Genomic DNA, 24,188 nt, shown 5'->3' with positions numbered 1-24,188 from the left:
GCCGCTTCCTCATTTGTTGAGGCGAACTATCGCACATCCCACCCCGGGTAAAACAAGGAACATCCGATGGAGATGCCAAAATACAAGAACGCCCTGATTGTCGGTGCCGGCGCCGGGATCAGCGCCTCGCTGGCGCGTCTGTTTGCGCGCGAGGGGATCAAGGTCGCGCTTGCATCCCGCAGCATCGAAAAGCTCGGCGCGCTGTGTTCGGAAACCGGCGCGCGCGCCTATGCCTGCAACGCAGCCGACCCTGAGGAAGTCGAACGGCTGTTCGGCCTGGTCGAACGCGAGAGCGGCACGCCGGATGTGGTGGTTTACAATGCGAGCGGACGGACGCGTGGGCCGTTCGTCGATCTGGTGCCGGCTGATGTAGCGCAGGCGATCACGGTGAGCGCGTTCGGCGGCTTTCTGGTGGCCCAGCAGGCCGCCAAGCGCATGCTGCCGAACAAGCGCGGCGCGATCCTGTTCACGGGCGCCTCCGCGAGCGTCAAGGGCTATGCGCAGTCCGCGCCGTTCGCGATGGGGAAATTCGCGCTGCGCGGCCTGGCGCAGAGCATGGCGCGCGAATTATCGCCGCAGGGCATTCACATCGCGCACTTCGTCATCGATGGCGGCATTCGCAGTGCCGCCCGGGCCGAGCCCGCCGACAAGCCGGATTCGATGCTCGATCCCGACGCGATTGCGTTGAGCTACTGGAACGTATTGCAACAGCCGCGCAGCGCCTGGAGCTGGGAAGTGGAATTGCGGCCCTGGGTCGAGAGGTTTTGAGATAAGAGACGTTTCTTTGTCATTGCGAGGAGCAAAGCGACGACCCCTCTCCGCTCGCTGTCGAGCTTCGCGGGGTAGCAGTCCGCCGAAGCAGCTTTGCGCGTACGCGGAAGCAATCCAGCATCTTTATCTGGATTGCTTCGCTAACGCTCGCAATGACGCTGAGGGTTTTACGCCACAGCCTCGAGCGCGCGCTGCGCGGCGACGAGCTTCCAGCTTGCGCAGGGAATTTCCTCCGCGATCGAATCGATCGGCTTTTCGAAGCGCACCAGCTTCCAGTCGTCCGGATGGCGCATGAAGGTGTAGCCGATTTTCCGCGCCAGCGAGATCATCGCCTCGTTGGAACGCAAGGTGTCGCCGAACATGACATGCGCACCGAGCGCCGCCGCGCGGCACTCCAGATTGCCGATCAGCGCCGCGCCGATGCCCTGGCCGTGCCAAAGGTCGTCGACGGAAATGCCGAACTCAAAACGCCCACTCTCGGCCTCGAAACCATAACGGGCTTCGCCGACGATGGTCTCGCGGCCGTCCGTCGTCACCGTCGCGAGTACGCTGAAGCGGTTGTTCTCGCCGACATGAAGGAAATGGCCGAGTTCGCCCGGCGGCAGTTCGCTCATCGCACCGAGAAAGCGGCTGTGGCGCGAACCCACCGAAAGATTGCGGAAGTAGCGTTGCAACGCCTCGCCTTCGTCGGCGCCGATAAACCGGACCGTCAGCGTCCTGCCGTCGCGGAGCCTGAGGTGGTCGGTGTGCCTTGGGTGTTCGAGCAGACTGATCGTGGCCATGGCGGCCTCCACCAGGTTGGAAGAACAAGGCCGGCGTCCCTTGAGGGGTGAGGCGACGCCGGCCGTGGCTGCGTTCAAGCCCGCCAGAATGGTTTCTCAGCCTCGTGGACCACCTCGCTCCAGGAGAGCCCGACATCATGCAGGTCGCGCTCGGACCAATGGCTGAGCTCGTGACGCTGCTGCCAGCGGTCCGCCCAAATATGGAGTTGATGGCTGATCCGGGCCAAAACGCCCGAATCATGATTATTTGTCACAGTCTCGGATAAGCAAAGGGACATCTCGCCCTCCTAAATCCAATGATTTCATGCAAAATGCGGCGATTTTGGCGTTGCGGCAAACGACACTTTGAGCCATAATACATGAGATAAATTCATGCTTATGGGCATCCATGGCCACCCGCCTTCCCTCGCTCAACGGATTACGCGCCTTCGAGGCCGCCGCCCGGCATTTGAGTTTCACCGCGGCCGCCACCGAACTGAACGTCACGCAGACCGCGATCAGCCATCAGATCCGGCGGCTGGAAGCCGAGCTCGGGATCAGGCTGTTCGTTCGCCAGAACCGCAGCCTGACGCTGACCGCCGAAGCCAGGGAATACCTGCCGGGCATTCGCGCCGCCTTCAACGATCTCAGGCTCGCCACTGACCGCCTGCTGCGCAAGGACGGCGACCGCGTGCTGACGGTGTCCACGCTGGCATCCTTCGCGGCGAAATGGCTGTTGCCGCGGCTATCGAGCTTTCAGCAGGCCCATCCCGAAATCGACGTCCGCATCACCTCTTCGACCAGCCTGGTCGATTTCCGCCGCGACGATGTCGATGCCGCGATCCGCTACGGCCGCGGACACTGGTCCGGCCTGCGCGCCGACTGGCTGACAGCGGACGAATTGTTTCCAGTGTGCAGCCCGGAGCTATTGAAGGGCGACAAGCCGTTGCGCTGCCCGGAAGACCTCGCCCACCACACGCTTTTGCACAGCAGCGGTGGCTATGACGACGACTGGCGGCTGTGGCTAACCGCGGCCGGTCTGCCGACCGATATTTCCAAGCAGCGGGGCCTGAGCTTCGACCTGATCCTGATGACCGTGCAGGCCGCGATCGACGGACTCGGCGTCGCGCTCGGCCGGACCACCTATGTCCAGGACGACATCGCCAAGGGTCGGCTGGTGGTGCCGTTCAAGATCGCGCTGCCGGCCGATGCCGGCTTTTATCTCGTGTCGCCGCAGGCGCGCGCCGAATTGCCCAAGCTGTCGGCGTTTCGGCGATGGCTTCTGGCCTCGGTCCAGGGCGGCCTGAAGGTCGCCTGATTACGGTTGGTCAAGCCGCTACAACGTGGCAGATTGCCGCGACAGACAACTCGCGCGCCCGAAAACGGGCCGAAGGCGCGGGATACAGGGGGAACCAAATCAATGACGCCGTCGTCAAGTTCGCCACCCGCTGAGATCAAGTCACGAATTGGCGCCATCCTCCGCTCCACCAGCGGCAATTTCCTCGAACAGTTCGACTTCTTCCTGTTCGGTTTCTACGCCCGCTATATCGCCGCCGCATTCTTTCCGGCCCAGGACGAAACCGCAGCGCTGTTGAACACCTTCGGCGTGTTCTGGCTCGGCGCCCTGATGCGTCCGGTCGGCGCCATCGTGCTCGGCGCTTATATCGACCAGATCGGCCGCCGCAAGGGCTTGATCGTGACGTTGACCATCATGGCGATCGGCACCGTCACCATCGCGTTCTGCCCGACCTATGCCACCATCGGCATCGCCGCGCCGGTCATCGTGCTGCTCGGCCGGCTGCTGCAAGGCTTTTCCGCCGGCGTCGAGCTGGGCGGAGTATCGGTCTATCTCGCCGAGATATCAACACCGGGAAATCGGGGCTTCTATACTTCATTCCAGTCTTCCAGTCAGCAGGTCGCGATCTTCGTGGCCTCGATCATCGGCTTTGCGCTGAGCGAGATGGTACCTGCGGAGACCGTCGCCGCCTGGGGCTGGCGCATTCCGTTCTTCATCGGCTGCCTCATCATTCCCTTCATCTTCCTGTTGCGCCGTACGCTCGAAGAGACGCCGGAATTTCTCGCGATGAAAAAGCACCCGACCCAGCGCGAGGTCTTCGCATCGGCCGCGGCGAACTGGCAGATCATCGTGCTCGGCATGATGATCGCGGTATTGACCACAACGACCTTCTACTTCGTCACCGTGTACACCCCGACCTTCGGCAGGACCGTGCTCAAGCTGTCTTCCGCCGATGCGCTTCTCGTGACGATCCTGGTCGCGGTGACGAATTTCATCTGGAATCCGGTCGGCGGCGCATTGTCCGATCGCATCGGACGCAGGCCCGTACTGCTTGCGATCGCCGTCTTGTCGCTGCTCACGGCCTACCCGGCGCTGCATTGGCTGGTCGAGGCGCCGACCTTTGGCAAGATGCTGGCGGTGGAAATGATGTTGTCGTTCTATTTCGGCATCTATAGCGGCACCATGCTCGGCGCACTGGTCGAGATCGTACCGAAGCACGTTCGCACCACCTGTTTCTCGATGGCGTTCGCGCTGGCAGCGGGCCTGTTCGGGACCTTCACGCCCTTCGCATCGACCTGGCTGATCGATCACACCGGCGACAAGGCCTCTCCCGGCTACTGGCTGATGTGCGCTGCTGTCCTTGGCATCGTCGCCGCCTTGATTGTCTATCGAAGTGGCGAGGAGGCGGCGAAGGCGCAGGCGCTCGCCGCCTGATGTTCGATCATGCCTTGACGGCGTATCGCCCTGCGCGGATGCCGGTTCTGATTTCCATGCGAACGAGATAACACGCCTGCATGGTGGACCTGACCCGCAAATACGACGTACTGGTGATCGGCGGCGGCAATGCCGCGCTTTGCGCCGCGATCAGCGCCGCTCGCGACGGCGCCTCGGTGCTGGTGCTCGAAGCCGCCCCGAAATTCTATCGCGGCGGCAACACCCGCCACACCCGCAACATGCGCTGCGCGCACGATGCGGCGACCGAGATTCTGACCGGGCCATATACGGAAGAGGAATTCTGGGAAGACCTGGTCCGCGTCACCGGCGGCAAGACCGACGAAGAGCTGGCGCGGCACATGATCCGCGAATCCAAGGACATCCTGCACTGGATCGTCCAGCAGGGCGTGCGCTGGCAACCCTCGCTCGGCGGCACGCTCAGCCTCGGGCGGACCAACTCGTTCTTCCTCGGTGGCGGCCGCGCGATGCTGAACGCTCTTTATCTGACCGCCGAACAACTCGGCATCGACGTTCTTTACGATGCCGAAGTTATGGACATCGACATCGCCGATGGCATGTTTCTGTCCGCCACCTTCACGCGCGGCGAGGGTCGCGCAACCGTCAAGGCCTCGGCGCTGGTCGCCGCCTGCGGCGGCTTCGAAGCCAACATCGAATGGCTCAAGCAATATTGGGGCGAGATTGCCGACAACTTCCTGATTCGCGGCACGCCCTATAACCGCGGCGCGGTGTTGAAACTACTACTCGACAAGGGCGTGCAGGAGATCGGCGACCCCACGCAATGCCACGCGGTAGCGATCGATGCCCGCGCGCCGAAGTTCGACGGCGGCATCATCACGCGGCATGATTCCGTGGTGTTCGGCATCGTCGTCAACCGCGACGCGCAGCGCTTCTACGACGAGGGTGAGGATATCTGGCCGAAGCGCTACGCGATCTGGGGACGCCTTGTCGCCGCCCAGCCCGGCCAGATCGCCTACATCATCTTCGATGCGAGCTCGCGCAACAGTTTCATGCCGACGCTGTTTCCGCCGATCGAAGCCCTGACCGTCGCGGGCCTTGCCGAAAAGCTGGAGCTTGACGCCGCAGCGCTGGAAAAAACCATCGCCGGCTTCAACGCCGCGGTGCGGCCGGGCACCTTCGACCATACGATTCTCGACGATTGCCGCACCGAGGGCCTGACGCCGCCGAAAACGCATTGGGCGCGGCGCATCGAGACGCCGCCATATTACGCCTATCCGGTCCGGCCCGGAATCACCTTCACCTATCTCGGCACGCGCGTGAACAAGCAGGCGCGCATGCTGATGAAGGACGGGAAGCCATCCGCCAACATGTTTGCCGCCGGTGAAATCATGTCCGGCAATGTGCTCGGCCAGGGCTACGCCGCCGGCATGGGCATGACCATCGGCAGCGTGTTCGGCCGGATTGCGGGACAGGAAGCGGCACGGAATGCGAGGAACTGAAGCGATGCGCTGCATACCTCGCACCGCTTGCGGGAGCAGAAAAGGACGAGCCAAGTCACGGCTGATCTTCGCTGCCGCTGCGATAAACTTGATCGCCACAGCGTCGGCGCAAGCCGCCGATCCGATCTCGCTGCGCGACATGGGCTCGTTCCACGTCGGCGGACGGCTCGTCGAAATCAGCGGCAAGCCGGTCAAGGAAGTGACGTTCACGCCCGGCGGCGTGCCGGCCAAGGTCGATCCGAATGGCGTCTACCAGGTCGAGCAGATGTACGTGCAATACTTCCTGCCCGCCAACGAACACGGCGCCTATCCGCTCCTGATGTGGCATGGCGGCGGACTGACCGGCGTCACCTGGGAAACCACGCCGGACGGGCGCGAAGGCTGGCTGACCTATTTCCTGCGCAAGGGCTGGAGCGTTTACAATTCCGATGCGGTCGAACGCGGGCGTGCGGGGTGGGCGCAATATCCCGACATTTTCAAAAGCGATCCGGTGTTTCTGACCACGGCCAACCCGTTCGAGCGTTTTCGCATCGGCGACGGACCGAACTCCTACGCTTCCGATCCCGCCAAACGCAAGGTGATGCCGGGCAGCCAGTTTCCGGTCGAAGCTTACGAAAACTTCGTCAAGCAAGGCGTGCCGCGCTGGACCACCAACGATGATGCGACGATTGCGGCCTATATCGCCGAAATCGACCGCGTCGGGCCGAGCATCGTCATGGTGCACAGCCAGTCGGGCAGCTTTGGCTTCAAGGTCGCGCAGGCGCGCCCCGACAAGGTCAAGGCGCTGATCGCGGTCGAGCCGGCGGCGATCGGCGATCCTGCCAAGGTCGAGGCGCTGAAGAACGTTCCGATCCTGATCGTGTATGGCGACTATATCGATCGCGATTCGCGCTGGCCGAAGATGCGCGCGGCCGGCGTCGCCTTCGCCGACAGCATCAAGGCTGCCGGCGGCAGTGTCGATGTGATCGACCTGCCGCAGGTCGGCATCAAGGGTAATTCGCACATGGTCATGATGGACAAGAACAACGCCGAGGTCGCAGGTCTCATTCAGGGCTGGCTGGAACGCAAGGGTTTGACGAAGTGAACCAACAACCGACCGGCGCGCACAGCACCCAGCTTCTAAAAGAAGCCGACCGCCTGATGACGGTCTGCAATTCCTGCCGCTATTGCGAGGGCCTCTGCGCGGTGTTTCCGGCGATGGAAATGCGCCGCGCCTTTTCCGACGGCGACCTCAACTACTTTGCCAATCTCTGCCACGCCTGCGGCGCCTGCTACACCGACTGCCAGTTCTCGCCGCCACACGAATTCAACGTCAATGTGCCGCAAAACCTGGCTGCCTTGCGCGCGCAATCCTGGGCAACCTACGCCTGGCCGCGCGCGTTCTCCGGCCTGTTCGCCCACAATGGCGTTGCGATCAGCATCATCTGCGCGCTGAGCGTCGCCGCCTTCATTTTCGGTCTTGCCGCGACCAACGACCCGCAAGTTCTGACCGGCGTTCACACCGGACCCGGCGCGTTCTATGCGCTGATACCGCATAATGCGATGGCCATCCTGTTTGGCGCGGCATTCCTTTACGCCATTATTGCACTCGCGATGGGCCTGCGGGCCTTCTGGCGCGATATCGGCGAGCCCTCAGGGACTCTGGCCGATCCGCCGTCGCTGTGGCAGGCGATGAAGGACGCCAGCCGGTTGCGCTATCTCGATGGCGGCGGCGTCGGTTGCTTCAACGAAGACGAACGCCCGACTGATCATCGCAGGATCTATCATCACTTCGCGTTCTACGGCTTCCTGCTGTGCTTTGCGTCGACATGTGTAGCGACGCTCTATCATTATTTCCTCGCGCGCGAGGCGCCCTATGCCTGGTGGGATCTGCCGGTCGTGCTCGGCACGCTCGGCGGCATCGGGCTTGTGGTCGGCCCGATCGGGTTGCTGGTCGAGAAGTCAAAGCGCGACGCCGCGCTGGTCGATACCAACAGTTCAGGCATGGACGCCGCCTTCACGCTGATGCTGTTCCTCACCGGGCTCACGGGGCTGGCGCTTCTCGCCTGGCGCGAAACGACCGCGATGGGCCCACTGCTGGCGCTACATCTTGGCGTCGTTTTCGCGCTGTTCGTGACCATGCCCTATGGCAAGTTTGTCCACGGGCTTTTTCGCTTTGCTTCGCTGGTGCGCTATGCGCATGAACGGCACCGGGTGCAGTAGACCTACAGGTCCACCACCACGTAGTTGCTGTCGACCGAAACTTTCAGCGTTTCGGCAACATACGGCCCCTTCACCACGGCCGTCCCCGGTTCGACATTGACGGGATAGGCTTTCACGCGAAAGCGTCGCGGGTCACAGTAGGACTGGCCCGTGCGAATATCGAATTCCCAGCCATGCCAGGGGCAGCGGATGATTTCGCCCAGCCGGGTGTATTCGATCTCGCCCGGATCGGACGACTGCGCCAGGCCGATCAGCGGCCCCTCGCACAGCGCGGCCCCTTGATGCGGGCAACGATTCAACAGACCGAAGAACTCGCCATTGACGTTGAAGACCGCGATCGGGCGGTCGTCGATGGTGAGAAATTTGCGCGTCCCCGGCGGCAACTCATCCACGGGCGCGATGACGTACCTGGTGCTGGCCATCCCGGTTTACACCAGCCCGTACAGCGCCTTGGCGTTACCGAGATAAAGCGCGTCGCGGTTGGCATCACTGACGCCGGGCGGCAATACCCGTGACGGCTCGTCGAAATCCCAGTGCGGATAGTCGGTGGCGAACAACAACTTGTCCCAGCCGACCCAGTCGATCACGTCAAACAGATGGTCGCGCCGCTCCGGATCTTCCATCGGCTGCGTCGTCCACCAGATGTGTTCGCGAATGGTTTCGGACGGCAGCCGCTTCACGTGCGGCACCTCGCTCTTCAGCCGCCTCCAGTTCTTGTCGAGCCGCCAGGAAAGCGACGGCGCCCAGCCGAAGCCGGCTTCGATCATAATCATCTTCAGCCGCTTGTATCGCTCGAACACGCCTTCCAGCACCAGGCTCGACAGCACCGCCTGCTGACATTGCGAATGCCCGACCATCTCCTCGATGTAAAAGCTCGGCCAGCCAGAGGCCGTGATCGGATTGCCGCCGAAGCCGAAGGCATGCACGCCGACTGGCAGCCCGGCTTCTTCGGCCGCCTCGTAGATCGGCCAATAGCGGCGCTGACCGAGCGGCTCAACCGTGCGGCTGAGCAGCAGCACCTGAACGAAACTCTTGTCGCCGGCCCGCTTGCGGATTTCGGCGGCCGCAGTCGGCCCGTCTTCGTTGGCGACGACGATGGAGCCTTTCAGGCGGCCATCCTTGCTCGTCCATTTATCGATTTGCCAGTCGTTGATCGCCGAACAGATCGCTGTCGCCAGTTCGTGGTTGCGAATGCCCTGCCCGGTCGCGAGCGGATTGAGCACCCCCAACACGACGTTGTTCGGATCGAGGTGTTGCTTCTGCATGAAGGACAGCGAAGAACCCTGCGGGCCGCCTTCCGGCGGATAGGCGTCGCGGCGCGAGGCGTTCGGCTGCGCCTTCGGGTAAGGCGGCCCTTCCATCATGCCCTGATAGGGATGCTTGCCGTAGGTTTCGAGATGCTCGTGCCAGCGCGTGGCCAGGAAGGGATGAAGTTCGGTCGCGCTGGCGCGCGCCGGATGAATATCGCAATCGGCAATCGCGGTCTTGGCTTGCGTCGTCGCATCGGTCGACGAAGCCGTATCCGGTCGCTCACGGAACTGGACGTTCATGGCACCATCTCCTTGCTCGCCGATTCTCTCAGACGGCCGTAGGTCGCAAGCGGGTTATCGATCATGATCTTCCTGACCAGATCGGAGGAAATGCCCTCCGGCAACGCCTCGTCGCGATCGAATTGCCAATGCGGATAGTCGGTCGAGAATAGAAGCAATTCATCCGACTGCATATGGTCGAGCAGCCGATTCAAGACGTCCGGTTCCGGCGGCGCATCGATCGGCTGCAAGGAAAACCGGATATTGCTACGCACAATTTCGAGCGGCGCGCGGTCGACCCACGGCGTTTCCATGCGAATGCCACGCCAGAACTTATGCAGCCGCCACAGATAAGGCGGCAGCCAGGTGAAGCCGCTTTCTAGCATCACCATTTTCAACTTCGGATGCCGCGCGAACACGCCTTCAACAATCAGGCTGGTGAGTTGCGTCTGAAACGCCTGCGCCTGCGCGACGTAATCCTCAACGTGGTAGGAGCCCCAGCCGACCGACGTCGGCGGGTTGTGATAGCTCGAACCGGCATGGACGCCGATCGGCAGCCCCAGCCGCTCGGCGGCGGCATAGATTGGCCAATAGGCACGCTTGCCAAGGGGTATGTCGCCCATCACCAGCATCAACACCTGCACAAAGCGCTTGTCCTTTGCGCAGCGCTCGATTTCGGCGACGGATTTTTCGACGCTCTGGGCCGGAATGACGATCGAGCCGCGCAGGCGGCCGTCCTTGTCGAGCCACTCCTTGACCAGCCAGTCGTTCAGCGCGCGCGCGAAGGCAACCGCCATATCTTCCGAGAACACCATCTGCACACCGAACAGCGGATTGCAGATACCAAAACGGGTACCGAATGGGTCGAGGGCTTGCGCCTGCATGTCCGCAAGATTTGATCCCGGCTTGCCCTTGGCCGGCCGCCAATCCGGCCGCGCCGAAATCGGCGAGTTCGGCGGATAGGACTGCGAAACCAGATCGGTCATCCCGCGTGTGGTGACTTGGTCGCGCCAATAGTCGTCGAGATAGGGCAACAGGCTCGTCAAATGAGGAACGGCAGGATGCAGATCGCAATCCACACCGCCCGCGGCCAGTGCCGTCATGGCGTTCCCTCCTCTGTGCTTTGACCTATTGAAGCAGCCTGCCAGTTGGTCGGCAACCAGTGTGGCGGTTCAGAAGTTCGCATCAGTTCTGCCGCGCCTTCATCATGCGAACTTCTGAACCAAAGCCACACTAGATCCTTAGTTTACTAGTGTCCTCTCGATTCCGAAGTTCGCAAACCGGGGGCCGCAGAATGATACGAACTTCGGAATCGGGACACTAGGCAAAATCCGATCGCTGGCGTGCTATAAAGCGGGCCTCGTCGGACCCGCCCCGCTCAAGGAATCGAACCATATGAAAGACCTCATCGCGATTGCAGAACAGGTTGCAGCCAGACTGGTCGCACGAAAGGAAACCATTGCGGTTGCGGAATCCTCCACCGGCGGGCTGATTTCGGCGAGCCTGCTCGCGGTGCCGGGCGCGTCCGCTTATTTCCTCGGTGGCGCCGTGGTCTACACACGCGATGCCCGGCGGCTGTTGGCCGATATTTCCGATGAGGCCATGAAGGGCCTTCGTTCGGCCTCTGAGCCCTACGCGCAATTGCTGGCGAACCGGACCCGCGAACGCTTTTCAACCGACTGGGGCCTGTCGGAGACCGGCGCGACCGGTCCGACCGGCAACCGCTATGGCGACGCCGCCGGCCACAGCTGCATGGCGGTCGCGGGGCGCACCCCGCAGGTGGTCACGCTCGAGACCGGAAGCGCCGACCGGCAAGCCAACATGCACGCGTTTGCGGCGCGCGCGCTGAATCTGCTGCTGGAAAATCTGTCGCGCTAGTCTGTGCCGTCATTTCTCGCGGAAAGCCCGCATCAACTGATCGCTCAGCGGCTTGATCAGGTAGGACAGCAGCGTTCGATCGCCGGTCTGCACGAAGGCTTCCACCGGCATGCCCGGAATGAGCTTGACGTCGCCAAGGCGCGCGATTTCATCCGCAGGCATCGAAACCCGGATCGTGTAATAGGATTGCCCGGTGCGCTGATCGGTGGTGGTGTCGGGCGACACGCGGGTGACGACGCCATTCAATTCCGGCGTGGTACGCTGGTTGAAGGCCGACAGCCGCAGCAACGTCTTCTGTCCGAGCTGCAACTTGTCGATATCCTGCGGATTGACCTTGGCCTCGACCAGAAGATCGTCGGACTGCGGCACGATCAGCATGATCGCGTCGCCGGCTGTGATCACGCCGCCGACCGTGTGCACGGACGATTGCAGCACCATGCCGTCCTGCGGCGCGCGAATGTCGACCCGCCGCAACTGGTCTTCGGCCGTCACCTTGCGCTCGACGAATTCGCCGATCTTGTCGTTGGTTTCGCGAAGGTCCTTCGACACATCGCTCACCACGTCCTTGTCGACCTGGATAATCTGCAATTCGGTCTCGGTGATCTTGCCCTTGGCCTGGGCACGCGAGGCGATGTATTGCGCGCGCTCGCCGGCGAGCCTAGCCCGATCGCGTTCGAGCGTCGTGAGCCGGCTCAACTGCACAAGGTGCTTGTCGTAGAGATCGCGAACGCCCGTTAGTTCCTTTTCGACCAGATCGATTTCCTGATCCTTGGCCTTTTCCTGCGCGGTGAGACCCGAGATTTCCTCGTTCAACTGAACGATCCGCTCGCGCAACTGCGATTTCTGGCCGGCCCGGCCGTTGACGCGCACGTCGAACAGCTTGGTTTCGCTGGCCATGATCGCGGCAACTTCGGGATCCTTGGCGCGGCTCGTCAGCATCGGAGGAAACGTGAGCTTGTCCAGGCCGCGCTGCTCGGCCTCCAGCCTTGCCGCGCGCGCCCACAAGCCGTCGAGGTTCTTGGTGACGATCGCAAGGCTCGCCTTGGTGACAGTGTCGTCGAGCCGCACCACCACGTCGCCCGCCTTGACGACATCGCCGTCATGGGCGCGCAACTCGCCGACGACGCCGCCGGTCGGGTGCTGTACTTTCTTGACGTTGGACTCGACGACGATCGAGCCCGGCGCGATCAGCGCGCCCGAGATCTGCGCGGTCGACGCCCAGCCGCCGAGACCGCCCGCGAGCAGGATGACGACCGACAAGCCGACGATCAAATGCCGCTTGATCGAAAAGCGCGTGCCCTTCTCGTTGAAGTCCTTCAGCGTGATCATGGCTTGGCGACGCCTCCGTCGGAGACGATCTTGATCGGCGAAGGCGCGGTCACGCGTGGCTGCAACACCTGCGCCAGCACGGTTTCCTTAGGGCCAAAGGCCTGCATGCGGCCGTCCCGGAGCACCAGCAATTGGTCGACCGCCTCTATACCGATCGGGCGATGCGCGACCACCACCACGATGGCGCCGCGTTCGCGCGCGCCACGGATGGCGCGGGTCAGCGCTTCGTCGCCTTCGGTGTCGAGGTTGGAATTCGGCTCATCCAGAACGATGAGGAAGGGATTGCCGTACAGCGCCCGCGCCAGACCCACGCGCTGCGCCTGACCTGCCGACAACGCCGTGCCCTGTTCGCCGACCTGGGTGTCGTAGCCTTCGCGCATCTTGATGATCATCTCGTGCACGCCGGCTTCCTTGGCGGCCGCGATGATGGCGTCGGACGTCGCCTCGGGATCGAAGCGTGAGATATTCTGCGCGACCGAACCTGCGAACAATTCGACGTCCTGCGGCAGGTAACCGATATAGCGGCCCAACGCGTCCGAGGACCACTGGTCGAGTGCGGCGCCATCGATCCGCACCTTGCCGCGCGCCGGCTGCCATACGCCGACCAGCGCACGCACCAGCGAGGATTTTCCCGAACCGCTCGGCCCGATGACGCCAAGACCGTTTCCGGCCGTAAGCGCAAACGTGACGTCCTGGACGATGACCCGCTGGTCGCCGGGCGGCAGGATGCTGATGGCTTCGACCGACAGGCGGCTGGACGGCGTTTGCAGCAAGGTCGGCGTGGCGCGGACCGGCATCGATTGCAGCAAATGCGTCAGGCGGTGCCAGCTCTGGCGTGCGGCGATGAAACTCTTCCAGTGTGCGATCGCAAGATCGACCGGCGCAAGCGCACGGGCGCTCAGGATCGAGCCCGCGATGATGATGCCGGCGGTCGCCTCCTGATGAATCACGAGATAGGCGCCGACCGCGAGCACGGCCGATTGCAGCATCATCCGCATAACCTTGGCGATGGCGCCAAGCCCGCCGGCGACGTCGCTGGCGCGCTGGTTGCCATCGAGATAGTTCTGGTTGGCATCGGCCCAGCGCCGGGACATCCGGCCGGACATTCCCATCGACACCAGCACTTCGGCGTTGCGGCGGCTGGTTGCGGCCAAATCGTTACGCCGCGCCGCCAGCCCGAGCGCCTGACGCGCCGGGTCGCGCGACAGAAACTCCGTCATGACGGTGAGCGTCACCAGAATGATGGCGCCGATGAGCGCGGTGACGCCAATCAGAACGTGAAAGGCAAAGCAGATCGCGAGATAGAACGGCAGCCACGGCAGGTCGAAGAACGCGCCCGGTCCCATGCCGCCGAGAAAGCTGCGAATATTGTCGAGATCGCGCAGCGGCTGAAGGCCCTCGCCGCGTCCGCCGGCGACGAGCGGCAGCCGTACGACGGTGTCGAACACCCGCGCGTTGAGCGCTTCATCGAGCGAGGTTCCGACGCGGCCAAGAATTCGCCCCCGGATCAGGTCAAGGACACCCTGGGCCACGTAGAGGCCGCTCGCCAGAATGATCAGGCCGATCAATGTTGGAACACTGCGGCTCGGCAGCACCCGGTCATAGACCTCGAGCATGAACAACGACCCGGTCAGATAGAGCAGGTTGATCATGCAGCTCATGACGCCGACGCCGATAAAGGCGTTTCGGCAAGCGCGCAGCGCTTCGCCGAGTTCGGAACGCCGGACGCCGGGGGCGGCTGCCATTTATCCTGATCTCTTCATACGGGGTTCGTAATTCCCCTTAAATAACGGATGCGCATGGAGATTTTACTAATTTTCGCGAGCCCCGTCCAATGCGGGAGACCAGCTTATATCGTTATAACTCAATATCTTACGGGTGACAGGGCGGACTTAAGTCCGCCCCGCCGTCTTCCCATAGTAAAGGCGGAGCTAAAAGCGGCCACCGGTCCGGACCAGCCTGACAATCAGCAGCAATATGATGGCGCCGATCGCCGAATAGATGATTTCCGACACCAGGCCGGAGCCGATCGCGATGCCGAGCTTCGGAAACAGGTAGCTTGCGACCAGCGCGCCGGCGATACCGACGACGATGTCGCCGATGATGCCAAAGCCGGTGCCGCGCACGATCTTGCCGGCCAGCCAGCCCGCGACCAGACCGACGAACAGAATGACAATCAGACCTTCGTTCGAAATATGCATGAAAACTCCCCCGGTTTATGCGCGTCGTTCCTCCAGCGCCCGGTGGGAAACCTAGCCATTATTGGCTGACGTGACCATGCCAATTTGAACACCGGCGGACCGGCTCGGGCGATATTTGCAGACCAGGATTTCGGCAGACCTAGGAAACAAGCTACACGGTCGCGGCAACCGCTACGCGTTCCGCCAGGATGCATCTTGCGATCCGGCCACCGGCCATTGGTATGTTCGGCGGTAACTGATCGAGGCACCGCGCTTCGGCGAAACTGCACCGCCGCGCAAACGAGCAATGGGTCGGCGCATGATCGAGCGTCGGCGGCGTGCCCGGAATCGTCCCCAGCCGCTCGCCACGTTTGGCGCCGTGGACGGTCGAGGCCAACAACCCCTTGGCGTAAGGGTGAACCGGCGAGCGCACGATCTGGCTGAGCGTGCCCTGCTCCACGATTTCACCGGCATACATCACGGCGACGCGGTCACAGATCTCGATGGCGACCCCGATATCGTGGGTTACGAAAATCACGGACATGCCGAATTCGCGCTGCAACTCACGCAGCAGCAATAGAATCTGGATCTGCACGGTGGCATCGAGCGCGGTCGTCGGCTCGTCCGCGAGCAGGACCTTCGGCCGGCAGGCGAGCGCAAGCGCGATCATCGCGCGCTGGCGCATGCCGCCCGACATTTCGTGCGGATAGGTGTCGAGCCGGCGCTTGGCGGAGGGAATGCGAACCACCTCCAGCATTTCCAGCGCACGCGCCCTCGCCTCGCTCGCGCTCTTGCCTTCATGGCGGATCACGGTCTCGGCGATCTGCTGGCCGATCGTATAGACCGGATCGAGCGCCAGCGCCGGCTCCTGGAAGATCATCGAGACGGTCTGGCCGCGGAACGCCGAGAGTTCCTCGTCGTCAAGCGCCAGCACGTCGCGGCCGGCTAGATGAATACGGCCCTCGATCGCGGTCCGCTTCTTCGGCAACAGCCGCATCAGCGACCGCAACGTCACGCTCTTGCCCGAGCCGGACTCGCCGAGCAGCCCCAGCACCTCGCCCTCGCCGACCGAAAAAGACAGGTTGTTCACGGCGTGCACCGTGCGGTCGCCCGAGAAGCGGATGCTGAGGTTAGAGACGTCGACGATCGCGGTCATGGCAACTGCGGCACCTTTTCGTGGAAATCCGTCGCACGCTGGAACGCTGCCCCAATCCGCAGGATCGTGGCCTCGTCGAACGAGCGGCCGACCAGTTGCAATCCCACCGGAAGACCGCCGCGGGTAAAGCCCGACGGAACGGATAGCGACGGCAGGCCGAGATAGTTGATCGGACGGGTGAAACGCGTCAGCCGCTGGATCACGGCCTCGGCGCCCGGACTGCTGCCGACATCGCTCTCGGCAATGGTCGGCGCCGGGACCGGCGAAACCGGCGCGATCACGGCATCGACCTTGGCGGTGGCGGCATTGTGCGCCGCCAGCGCTGGACCGCGCCAGCGCAGCGCTTCGAGATAGGTAACGCCCGAGATCGCAAGCCCGTTCTGAAGCCGCATCATGACCTGCGCCCCATAATCCTGCGGACGCTCGATCATCCAGCGCTTGTGGAAAGCAGCTGCTTCCACCGCAAGCACCAACTGCGAGGCGCTCGCAAGCTGGCGCTGATCGGGCAGATCGACCTGAACGACGTTGGCGCCCTCGCGCCTGAGTGTTGCGATCGTTGTATCGAGCACGTGGGCTACTTCGGAATCGAGATCGTCGACATAGAACGCACTTGGTACGCCGACCGTCAGCCCCTTCATCGATTGGGCGGTCGACGCCGCGTAGTCCGGCACAGGCAACGCACTCGCGGTGGGATCGGCCGGATCGGCGCCGGCCATCAGGCCCAACAACACCGCACAGTCTTCCACGGTGCGCGCCAGCGGCCCGACGGTGTCGAGCGACTGCGACAACGGCATCGCGCCGGCGCGGCTGACGCGGCCGACGGTGGTCTTCAGGCCGGTCACGCCGCAGAAATGCGCGGGCATGCGGATCGAACCGCCGGTGTCCGAGCCGAGCGCGGCAAAGGTCAGCCGCGCCGCAACCGCTGAGCCCGATCCCGACGACGAGCCACCGGTGACATGCGGCAATCCAAAGGGATTATGCACCGGGCCAAAATGGGCGTTATGGCCGGTCGGGCCGTATGCGAATTCCGCCATCTGCAACGAGCCGAGGCGGACCGTGCCGGCATCCTTGAGGCGTTGCAGCGCGGTCGACGTCGTCGTGGCGACGAAGTCACGGCGGATGCGCGAGCCGCAGGTCACGACCTTTCCGGCCTCGTAATACATATCCTTGTGCGCGAGCGGCACGCCATGCAGCTTGCCGCGGCGACCGCCTTTGGCGAGCGCGGCATCGGCTGCGTCGGCTGCCTTCAAGGCTTCATCCGCCTCGATCGCCATGAAGGCGTTCAGATGAGGCTGCCATCTCGCGATCCGGTCGAGACAGGATTGCGTCACCTCGCGCGAAGAGAGTTGCTTGTCCGCGATCGCGCTTGCGACCGCCGTCAGCGACATCAAGGCCGGCTCGGTGCTCATCGCGCGGCCTTTTCGGTTTGAACAAGCGTGAACGTCGAAGGCTCGAGATCGAACGGCAATGTGCCGGCAATCGCCGCAAAGCCGTCAAACGCCGGCCCGATCGAGCCAGCAATGCGCGTAGCGATCTCGGTGTCGACCGGCACGCCGGCGGCGCTGGCAATGGCGCCGATTTCCTTCTCGGTGGGTCTCGTCATGCGGTGTTTCCTCCTTCTTGTTTTGGCGCACGGCTGTGGCCCGAACCGGGAATAGCCATGTAGCAGGCGGCCTGATGGCCCATTTTATCAAGCGCGGTAAGTTTAGGTGTAGTGGTAGCGCAGAGCGGCTCCGCAAACGGGCAACGGGTATGAAAACGACAACCCGCCGGCGGATCGATCGGATTGGGCGGATCGCCCGAGATCGGCGGCGTCTCGGTCCGCCGATCGGGATCGTATGAAGGCATCGCCGCGAGCAACGCCTTCGTATAGGGGTGCGCGGGCGCGTCCCAGACCTGATCGACCGGGCCAAGCTCGACGACTTCACCCAGATACATCACCAGCACGCGGTCGGAGATGTAACGCACGACGTTGAGGTCGTGGCTGATGAAGAGATAAGTCAGCCCGAATTCGCGCTTGAGATCGGCCAGAAGGTTGAGCACCTGCGCTTCGACCGACTTGTCGAGCGCCGAGACCGCTTCATCGAGGATGACGAGACGCGGCGACAACGCCAGCGCCCGCGCGATATTGACGCGCTGCCGCTGTCCGCCGGAAATCTCGTGCGGGTAGCGGTTGGCGAAATTCTCCGGCCGCAATCCGACCTTGCCCAGCAATTCACGCGCGAGCGCACGGGCCGGCCTATCCGCCATACCATGCACCTTCGGACCGAAGGCGATCGACTCCTCGATGGTCAGGCGCGGATTGAGCGAGGCGTAGCTGTCCTGAAACACCATCTGCATGGCGCGGCGCAATTCACGTAAGGATAATGCGCGCCCGACCTGCATGCCGTCATAGATGATATCGCCGGCGTCGCGCGGCATCAGATGCATCAACAGCCGCGCCGTGGTCGACTTGCCGCAGCCGGATTCACCGACAATGCCGACGGTCTCACCCTTGGCAATCGCGAACGACACGTCGTCGACCGCACGCACCGTTTTGCGCGGGCTGAAGAGATCGCCGCGCACCGGGAAATGTTTCGTCAGGCCCTTGACCTCCAGCAACGGCTGCGCCGCGCCGCCGACGTCTTCGATGGGTTCGAGCAGGGTCATCGGCTAGTTCCTGATGTCCATGGCCGAGCGCATGCCGTCGCTGAGCAGGTTGAAGCAGATCGAGACAGCAAAGATCATGGCCCCCGGCAACGCCGCGACCCATGGATTGACGTAGATCGCCGTGCGCAGGGTGTTGAGCATCAGACCCCATTCAGGCTCCGGCGGCTTGGTGCCAAGACCGAGGAACGACAAGCCCGCGGCCAGGATCATCGATACCGAAATGAGGCCGGTGGCATAGACGAAGATCGGCCCCAGCACATTGCCGAGCATATGCACGCGCATGATGGTGAAGGGACGGGCGCCCGAGGCGCGCGCGGCCTCGACAAAGTCCATGTTGCGCACACTGGTGGTGACGCTTTCGGCGACGCGGGTGATCTGCGGGACGAAGACGATGGTCAGCGAGACGATCGAGTTGACGATGCCCGCGCCGAGGGCGCCCGAAATCGCGATCGCCAGCAGTACCGAGGGGAAGGCGTAGAACACGTCGATCGTGCGCATGATCGCGGTGTTGATCTTGCCGCCGACATAGCCGGCGATAAGGCCGAGCGAAGTACCGATCACAAAAGCGAGGATCACGGGAAGAATGCCGATGACCAGCGACAGCCGGCCGCCATAGATCAAGCGTGCCAGCATGTCGCGGCCGAGTTCATCGGTGCCGAGCGGAAAACCTGCGGTGCCGATATGACGCAGCCGCCGGATCATCGAGCCTTGATAGGGATCTGCAAGGCCGAGCCACGGCGCACAAATGGCCGAGAGAAAAATTGCGATCAGGATGAGCGCACAGACCATGCTGATCTTGTCGCGGACGATGCGCCGGCCGACGGTGGCCCAGTAGCCGCGTGCCTTGGTCACGGGCGGGGCCTGAAGTGCCGCATCCATCGTCGCGCTCATTGGCGGGACCTCATGGCTAGCTCCGCTTGATCCGCGGATCGATCGCGGCTTGCGCGATATCGACCAGCAGATTGAGAATGACGAAGAACATTGCGAGCACCAGGATGGTGCCCTGAAGCAGCGGCAGGTCACGCTGGAAGATCGCGGAGTTGAGCAGCAGTCCGGAGCCCGGCCAGGAGAACACGGTCTCGATCAGGATCGAGCCGCCGAGCATATAGCCCAATTGCAGGCCCATCACCGCCATCGCGGTCGGGGCCGCATTCTTGATGACATGCTTGAAGACATCCGTCTCATGCAGGCCCTTGGCGCGCAACGCCTCGACGAAATCCTGGCTCAGGATATCGCCGGTGAGTGCGCGCACTGTGCGGGTGATGATACCCATCGGAATAACGGAGGTAGTGATCGCCGGCAGGATCAGGTAGCGGATGTGCTCCCAATCCCAGGCCCATGCACCTGAGCCGCCGGGGCCGGCGCCAACCGCCGGCAGCCAGCTCAGCTGTACCGAGAAGATGATGACCAGCACCATGCCGAGCCAGTAATGCGGCACCGAGACGCCGGCGATCGCGATCGAGGTCGCGACCTTGTCGATCCAGGTATCGCGGAAATAGCCGGCGATCAGACCGAACAGCAATCCGAGCGTGAAGCCGATCAGCGCGGCCGCGACCGCGAGCATCACGGTGTTGCCGACCGCGCGCATGACTTCGGCAAGAACCGGACGCCCGGTCGCGATCGAATTGCCGAGATCGCCGTTGACCGCCCGCCACAGCCATAACCCGAACTGCACCGGCAAGGGGCGATCGAAACCATAGGCCGCACGCATCTGATCGGCCAGTTCCTGCGAGGCATCCGCCGGCAGCACCGCCACCAGCGGATCGCCCGGCGTGATGTGCACGAGCATGAAACACACCAGCGCCACGCTGATGAGAATCGGGATCACATAGACGATGCGTCGGGCAACGTAGGTAAGCACGGGTCACTCGCTTGATCCCGCTCTCGCGGAGTTTCGGAATGAAGTATTGCGCCGCCACTTGTCATGGCCGGGCTTGACCCGGCCATCCACGTCTTGGCAACGCGCAAGACAGACGTGGATGCCCGGCCCATTTCACGAAGACGCGCTTCGCGCTTTGGCCGGGCATGACGATCACGGCGTCACTGTTACCGGCGACAGATCGACGAACCAGCTCTTCGCCTGTACGAAACCCTTGATCTTCGGGCTCAGCGCGCGCGGCGCCACGTCGTGAGCGACATAGAGGAACGCGGCATCGTCAACCGAAGCTGCATGCAATTCGGCCAACGCCTTGTCACGCTCGGCCGGATCGAAGCTCTGGCGCGCCTTCGTCACCAGTTCGTCGAACTTCGGATTGTTGATGAAACCCCAATTGTTCGACACCGGCGGCGCCATGCCCGATTGCAGGAAGCGCACCATCGCAAAGAACGGATCCATCGCCGCATAAGTGACGTTGGTGGCATTGGCGCCGTTGGCGGACGGATCCTTGGCGCCGCGCCGCCAGTTCGTGAACAGCGTGTTCCACTCGATGACATCGAGCTGAACGTCGAAATAGCATTCGGCAAGCGCCTGCTGGAGATATTCGTTCATCGGCAGCGGCAACATCTGACCGGAGCCGGAGGCCGAGGTCTGAATCTTGACCGTCAACTTCTTGTTCGGACCGAAGCCTGCTTCCTGCATCAGTTTTTGCGCGGCCGGCTTGTCATATTTGATCTGGAAGGCCGGATTGCCGCGCCAGGGATGGCCGGGCTCGAAAGTGCCGGTCGCCGGCACCATCAGGCCTGCGAGGAGCCCGTCCTTGAGGCCTTCACGATCGACGCAGAGATTGGCCGCCTTGCGCACGCGGATATCGTTCCAGGGCGAGCCCTCGACACGCGAGAACTGCCACGGCCAGACATGCGGCTCCTCATTCGAATAGAGGACAAAGCCGCGCTGCTTGATTTCCGGCAGTGCGTCCGGCGCCGGCGCTTCGATCCAGTCGATCTGGCCAGAGAGCAGCGCCGCGGTGCGGGCGTTCGCCTCGGGCATCGGCAGCAACACGATCTTGTCGACCTTGGGAACGCGTGCCTTGTCCCAATAGTTTGCGTTCTTCACGAGCTCGAGCCGCTCGCGCGGCGTGAAGCTCGACATCTTCCACGGCCCTGTGCCGGAAGCATCCTTCGAAAAGGCGTCCCACGCCGCTTGCGATTTCGCCTTGGCGTCCGCGCCTGAAGCAGCGTCGAACAGCTTCTGCCATTTCGCCGGGCTCGCCATGAACAGGTTGGTGAGATTGATCGGGAGAAAACTGTCCGGCTCCTTGGTGATCAATTCCACCGTCATGTCGTCGATCTTGCGCGCGGAAGCCAGCGTCGGCATCCGCGAGGCGGTCACGCCGACCTGGCTCGGATCGAACTGGACCGCGTCCTGCTTGAGTACTTTTTCGACGTTCCACACCACCGCGTCGGCATTGAACGACGAACCGTCGTGGAATGTGACACCAGGACGAAGCTTGAAGACCCACTTCTTCTTGTCGGCCGCATCGACCGCCCATTCGGTTGCAAGGCCGGGAATCACGACACTCGCCTTGTCGGCCGACGACAGGTCCCACATCGTCAAACCGTCATACATCGTGAGGCCCGTGAATCGGTTGCCCTCAAAACCCTGATCGGGCTGACCCAGCGTGCGCGGAATATCGGCCGCCGTCATGCCGATGCGGATCACCGTCTCCGCACGCGCCAGTTGCGGCAGCGACGCACTCAGCGCAGCGGCAAGCACAAGCACAAGCACCGCAGGCCGGCGTTTTCCCGTGATTTCACTCAGGATGGACATCAATCCCCTCGATTTTTCGATGACTATTTTCTGAGCAACTTTATGCAATGGCTGTGCCACCGACGGCAATAGCTCCCTCGAACGTGATGCCCACGCCGCCGCCCCGGGACACCTCGGAACGCATTGTCGCAGGTGCATTTTTTGGCATCAAGCTTGCAGGCCAAGGCGCCGTTGCTCGTTCAACGGAGCTTTCGTTTATGCGCGTCCGCTATCTCATCCTCGCCTTCACTCTGACGCTTGCCGCAGGCCTCAGTCTTGACGCGAAATCTGCTCGCGCCGAAACGGTGGTGCGCTACGGGATTTCGATGGCCGACGTCCCGCTGACGACGGGACAGCCGGATCGCGGCGCGGGCGGCTATCAGTTCACAGCCTATACGATCTACGATCCGCTGGTCGCCTGGGAAATGGACGTCGCGGACCGTCCGGGAAAACTTGTTCCCGGCCTCGCGACCGAGTGGAAGGTCGACGACAAGGACAAGACCAAGTGGCGCTTCAGCCTGCGCAAGGGCGTCAAATTTCACGACGGCAGCGACTTCGATGCCGACGCGGTGATCTGGAATCTCGACAAGGTCCTCAACGACAAGGCGCCGCAATTCGACAAGCGCCAGAGCGCGCAGGTGAAGACCCGCCTGCCGTCGGTCGCGAGTTACGCCAAGATCGACGACGACACCATCGAGATCACGACCAAGACGGTCGATTCCTTCTTCCCCTACCAGATGCTCTGGTTCCTGGTCTCGAGCCCCGCGCAATACGAAAAGCTCGGCAAGGATTGGGACAAGTTTGCAAGCCAGCCCTCGGGCACCGGTCCGTTCAAGCTGACCAAGCTGGTGCCGCGTGAACTCGCCGAGCTGACCAGGAACCCGGACTACTGGGACAAGAAACGGCTTCCGAAGGTCGACAAGCTGGTGCTGATTCCGATGCCCGAGGCATTGACGCGCACCAACGCGCTGCTCGCAGGGCAAGTCGACCTGATCGAGACCCCGGCGCCGGATGCGGTGCCGCAGCTCAAGGCGGCCGGCATGCGGATCGTCGACAACATTACCCCGCATGTGTGGAACTATCATTTAAGCGTGCTGCCGGGCTCGCCATGGACCGACATTCGCCTGCGCAAGGCACTCAACCTCGCGATCGACCGCGATGGCGTGGTCGGGCTGATGAACGGCCTGGCGAAGCCCGCCAAAGGCCAGGTCGACCCTTCGAGCCCCTGGTTTGGAAAGCCCGAGTTCGACATCAAGTATGATCTCGCTGCCGCCAAGAAGCTTGTCGAAGAAGCCGGTTATTCCAGGGAAAAGCCGCTGAAGACGACGTTCATCATCGCCCAAGGCGGCACCGGGCAGATGCTGTCGCTGCCGATGAACGAATTCCTGCAGCAGAGTTTCAAGGAAATCGGTATCGACATCGACTTCAAGGTCGTCGAACTCGAAACGCTCTATACGCATTGGCGCAAGGGCGCGGCCGACGAGATGAATGCCGGCATTACGTCCAACAACATCGCCTATGTGACGTCGGATCCGCTTTACGCGATCGTGCGGTTCTTTGCTTCTGACCAGGTCGCGCCCGTTGGCGTCAACTGGGGCGGCTACAAGAACCCCAAGGTGGACGCGCTGATCAGTGAGGCCAAGCAGACCTTCGACATCAAGAAGCAGGACGAGTTGATCGCGCAGGCCCACGCCTTGATCGTCGACGATGCCGCGCTGGTGTGGGTGGTGCACGACACCAATCCGCATGCGCTGTCGCCGCGGGTCAAGAAGTTCGTGCAGGCCCAGCACTGGTTCCAGGACCTGACGACGATCGGCGTGGAATGAGGCGCTCGCAAAG

General features: G+C 62.8%; 23 protein-coding genes. 8 read left to right on the top strand and 15 right to left on the bottom strand.

Annotation, left to right across the window (positions count from 1 at the left end; genetic code table 11):
* Positions 1 to 66 precede the first annotated feature (66 nt).
* A complete protein-coding gene (locus BUA38_RS16610) occupies positions 67 to 768 on the top strand; it encodes an SDR family NAD(P)-dependent oxidoreductase (RefSeq protein ID WP_072819303.1) in 702 nt (233 codons plus the stop codon).
* 170 nt (positions 769 to 938) lie between these two features.
* On the opposite strand, the gene BUA38_RS16605 is transcribed toward BUA38_RS16610, so the two are convergent.
* Positions 939 to 1,553, bottom strand: coding sequence for a GNAT family N-acetyltransferase (locus BUA38_RS16605; RefSeq protein WP_072826173.1), 615 nt, complete (start codon positions 1,551 to 1,553; stop codon positions 939 to 941).
* Between the two features lie 74 nt (positions 1,554 to 1,627).
* A complete protein-coding gene (locus tag BUA38_RS16600) occupies positions 1,628 to 1,831 on the bottom strand; it encodes a DUF1127 domain-containing protein (protein WP_072819302.1) in 204 nt (67 codons plus the stop codon).
* Positions 1,832 to 1,941: 110 nt separating this feature from the next.
* Between BUA38_RS16600 and BUA38_RS16595 the strand changes: the two genes are divergently transcribed.
* From BUA38_RS16595 to tcuB, 5 genes are all read left to right on the top strand, one after another.
* Positions 1,942 to 2,850, top strand: a complete 909-nt coding sequence (locus BUA38_RS16595; RefSeq protein ID WP_072819301.1) for a transcriptional regulator GcvA — start codon at positions 1,942 to 1,944, stop codon at positions 2,848 to 2,850.
* 102 nt (positions 2,851 to 2,952) lie between these two features.
* Positions 2,953 to 4,263, top strand: coding sequence for an MFS transporter (locus BUA38_RS16590; RefSeq protein WP_072819300.1), 1,311 nt, complete (start codon positions 2,953 to 2,955; stop codon positions 4,261 to 4,263).
* An 80-nt stretch (positions 4,264 to 4,343) separates the two neighbouring features.
* Positions 4,344 to 5,741 carry an FAD-dependent tricarballylate dehydrogenase TcuA gene (gene tcuA, locus BUA38_RS16585; protein ID WP_172806036.1) on the top strand — a complete coding sequence of 466 codons (1,398 nt, stop codon included), beginning with the start codon at positions 4,344 to 4,346 and terminating at the stop codon, positions 5,739 to 5,741.
* Between the two features lie 139 nt (positions 5,742 to 5,880).
* Complete coding sequence (locus BUA38_RS16580) at positions 5,881 to 6,825, top strand: esterase (protein WP_338076364.1); 945 nt, start codon at positions 5,881 to 5,883, stop codon at positions 6,823 to 6,825.
* Entirely contained in the window at positions 6,822 to 7,943 is a 1,122-nt protein-coding gene (gene tcuB / locus BUA38_RS16575; protein ID WP_276328163.1) for a tricarballylate utilization 4Fe-4S protein TcuB, read from the top strand. Before BUA38_RS16580 ends, tcuB begins: the two co-directional genes overlap by 4 nt.
* A 2-nt stretch (positions 7,944 to 7,945) precedes the next feature.
* Here tcuB and BUA38_RS16570 read toward each other — a convergent pair whose 3' ends face one another.
* Genes BUA38_RS16570 through BUA38_RS16560 form a run of 3 tightly spaced genes read right to left on the bottom strand, consistent with a single transcriptional unit; the run spans position 7,946 to position 10,575 of the window.
* Positions 7,946 to 8,365, bottom strand: a complete 420-nt coding sequence (locus BUA38_RS16570; RefSeq protein ID WP_072819298.1) for a Rieske (2Fe-2S) protein — start codon at positions 8,363 to 8,365, stop codon at positions 7,946 to 7,948.
* Between the two features lie 6 nt (positions 8,366 to 8,371).
* Positions 8,372 to 9,493, bottom strand: a complete 1,122-nt coding sequence (locus tag BUA38_RS16565; protein ID WP_072819297.1) for an amidohydrolase family protein — start codon at positions 9,491 to 9,493, stop codon at positions 8,372 to 8,374.
* A complete protein-coding gene (locus tag BUA38_RS16560) occupies positions 9,490 to 10,575 on the bottom strand; it encodes an amidohydrolase family protein (RefSeq protein ID WP_072819296.1) in 1,086 nt (361 codons plus the stop codon). The genes BUA38_RS16565 and BUA38_RS16560 overlap by 4 nt, the downstream gene beginning before the upstream one ends.
* 292 nt (positions 10,576 to 10,867) lie before the next feature.
* On the opposite strand from BUA38_RS16560, the gene BUA38_RS16555 reads away from it, so the two are divergent.
* Positions 10,868 to 11,350: a CinA family protein gene (locus BUA38_RS16555; protein ID WP_072819295.1), complete on the top strand. Its 483-nt coding sequence runs from the start codon at positions 10,868 to 10,870 to the stop codon at positions 11,348 to 11,350.
* A 9-nt stretch (positions 11,351 to 11,359) separates the two neighbouring features.
* Here the strand turns inward: BUA38_RS16555 and BUA38_RS16550 are convergent, their stop codons facing one another.
* From BUA38_RS16550 to BUA38_RS16505, 10 genes are all read right to left on the bottom strand, one after another.
* Positions 11,360 to 12,679, bottom strand: a complete 1,320-nt coding sequence (locus BUA38_RS16550; protein ID WP_072819294.1) for an HlyD family type I secretion periplasmic adaptor subunit — start codon at positions 12,677 to 12,679, stop codon at positions 11,360 to 11,362.
* Positions 12,676 to 14,424, bottom strand: coding sequence for a type I secretion system permease/ATPase (locus tag BUA38_RS16545; RefSeq protein WP_072819293.1), 1,749 nt, complete (start codon positions 14,422 to 14,424; stop codon positions 12,676 to 12,678). The genes BUA38_RS16550 and BUA38_RS16545 overlap by 4 nt, the downstream gene beginning before the upstream one ends.
* Positions 14,425 to 14,610: 186 nt before the next feature.
* Positions 14,611 to 14,880, bottom strand: a complete 270-nt coding sequence (locus BUA38_RS16540) for a GlsB/YeaQ/YmgE family stress response membrane protein (RefSeq protein WP_072819292.1) — start codon at positions 14,878 to 14,880, stop codon at positions 14,611 to 14,613.
* Between the two features lie 151 nt (positions 14,881 to 15,031).
* On the bottom strand, positions 15,032 to 16,015 hold the full coding sequence (locus BUA38_RS16535) for an ABC transporter ATP-binding protein (RefSeq protein ID WP_072819290.1): 984 nt from the start codon (positions 16,013 to 16,015) through the stop codon (positions 15,032 to 15,034).
* A complete protein-coding gene (locus tag BUA38_RS16530; protein WP_072819288.1) occupies positions 16,012 to 17,424 on the bottom strand; it encodes an Asp-tRNA(Asn)/Glu-tRNA(Gln) amidotransferase GatCAB subunit A in 1,413 nt (470 codons plus the stop codon). The genes BUA38_RS16535 and BUA38_RS16530 overlap by 4 nt, the downstream gene beginning before the upstream one ends.
* Positions 17,421 to 17,618, bottom strand: coding sequence for a hypothetical protein (locus tag BUA38_RS16525; RefSeq protein WP_072819287.1), 198 nt, complete (start codon positions 17,616 to 17,618; stop codon positions 17,421 to 17,423). Before BUA38_RS16525 ends, BUA38_RS16530 begins: the two co-directional genes overlap by 4 nt.
* On the bottom strand, positions 17,615 to 18,664 hold the full coding sequence (locus tag BUA38_RS16520; RefSeq protein WP_072819285.1) for an ABC transporter ATP-binding protein: 1,050 nt from the start codon (positions 18,662 to 18,664) through the stop codon (positions 17,615 to 17,617). Before BUA38_RS16520 ends, BUA38_RS16525 begins: the two co-directional genes overlap by 4 nt.
* Positions 18,665 to 18,667: 3 nt before the next feature.
* Positions 18,668 to 19,555: an ABC transporter permease gene (locus BUA38_RS16515; RefSeq protein ID WP_072819283.1), complete on the bottom strand. Its 888-nt coding sequence runs from the start codon at positions 19,553 to 19,555 to the stop codon at positions 18,668 to 18,670.
* A gap of 16 nt (positions 19,556 to 19,571) precedes the next feature.
* Entirely contained in the window at positions 19,572 to 20,525 is a 954-nt protein-coding gene (locus BUA38_RS16510; protein WP_072819282.1) for an ABC transporter permease, read from the bottom strand.
* 171 nt (positions 20,526 to 20,696) lie between these two features.
* On the bottom strand, positions 20,697 to 22,370 hold the full coding sequence (locus BUA38_RS16505; RefSeq protein ID WP_072819280.1) for an ABC transporter substrate-binding protein: 1,674 nt from the start codon (positions 22,368 to 22,370) through the stop codon (positions 20,697 to 20,699).
* A 197-nt stretch (positions 22,371 to 22,567) separates the two neighbouring features.
* Here BUA38_RS16505 and BUA38_RS16500 point away from each other — a divergent pair, with 197 nt between their 5' ends.
* Positions 22,568 to 24,175, top strand: a complete 1,608-nt coding sequence (locus BUA38_RS16500) for an ABC transporter substrate-binding protein (protein ID WP_072826170.1) — start codon at positions 22,568 to 22,570, stop codon at positions 24,173 to 24,175.
* Positions 24,176 to 24,188: the final 13 nt, after the last annotated feature.

The sequence above is a fragment of the Bradyrhizobium erythrophlei genome, from assembly GCF_900142985.1.
GTDB classification, from domain to species: domain Bacteria; phylum Pseudomonadota; class Alphaproteobacteria; order Rhizobiales; family Xanthobacteraceae; genus Bradyrhizobium; species Bradyrhizobium erythrophlei_B.
Note: the sequence above shows the minus strand (reverse complement) of the source record. Positions and strands in the feature narration are given on the sequence as shown.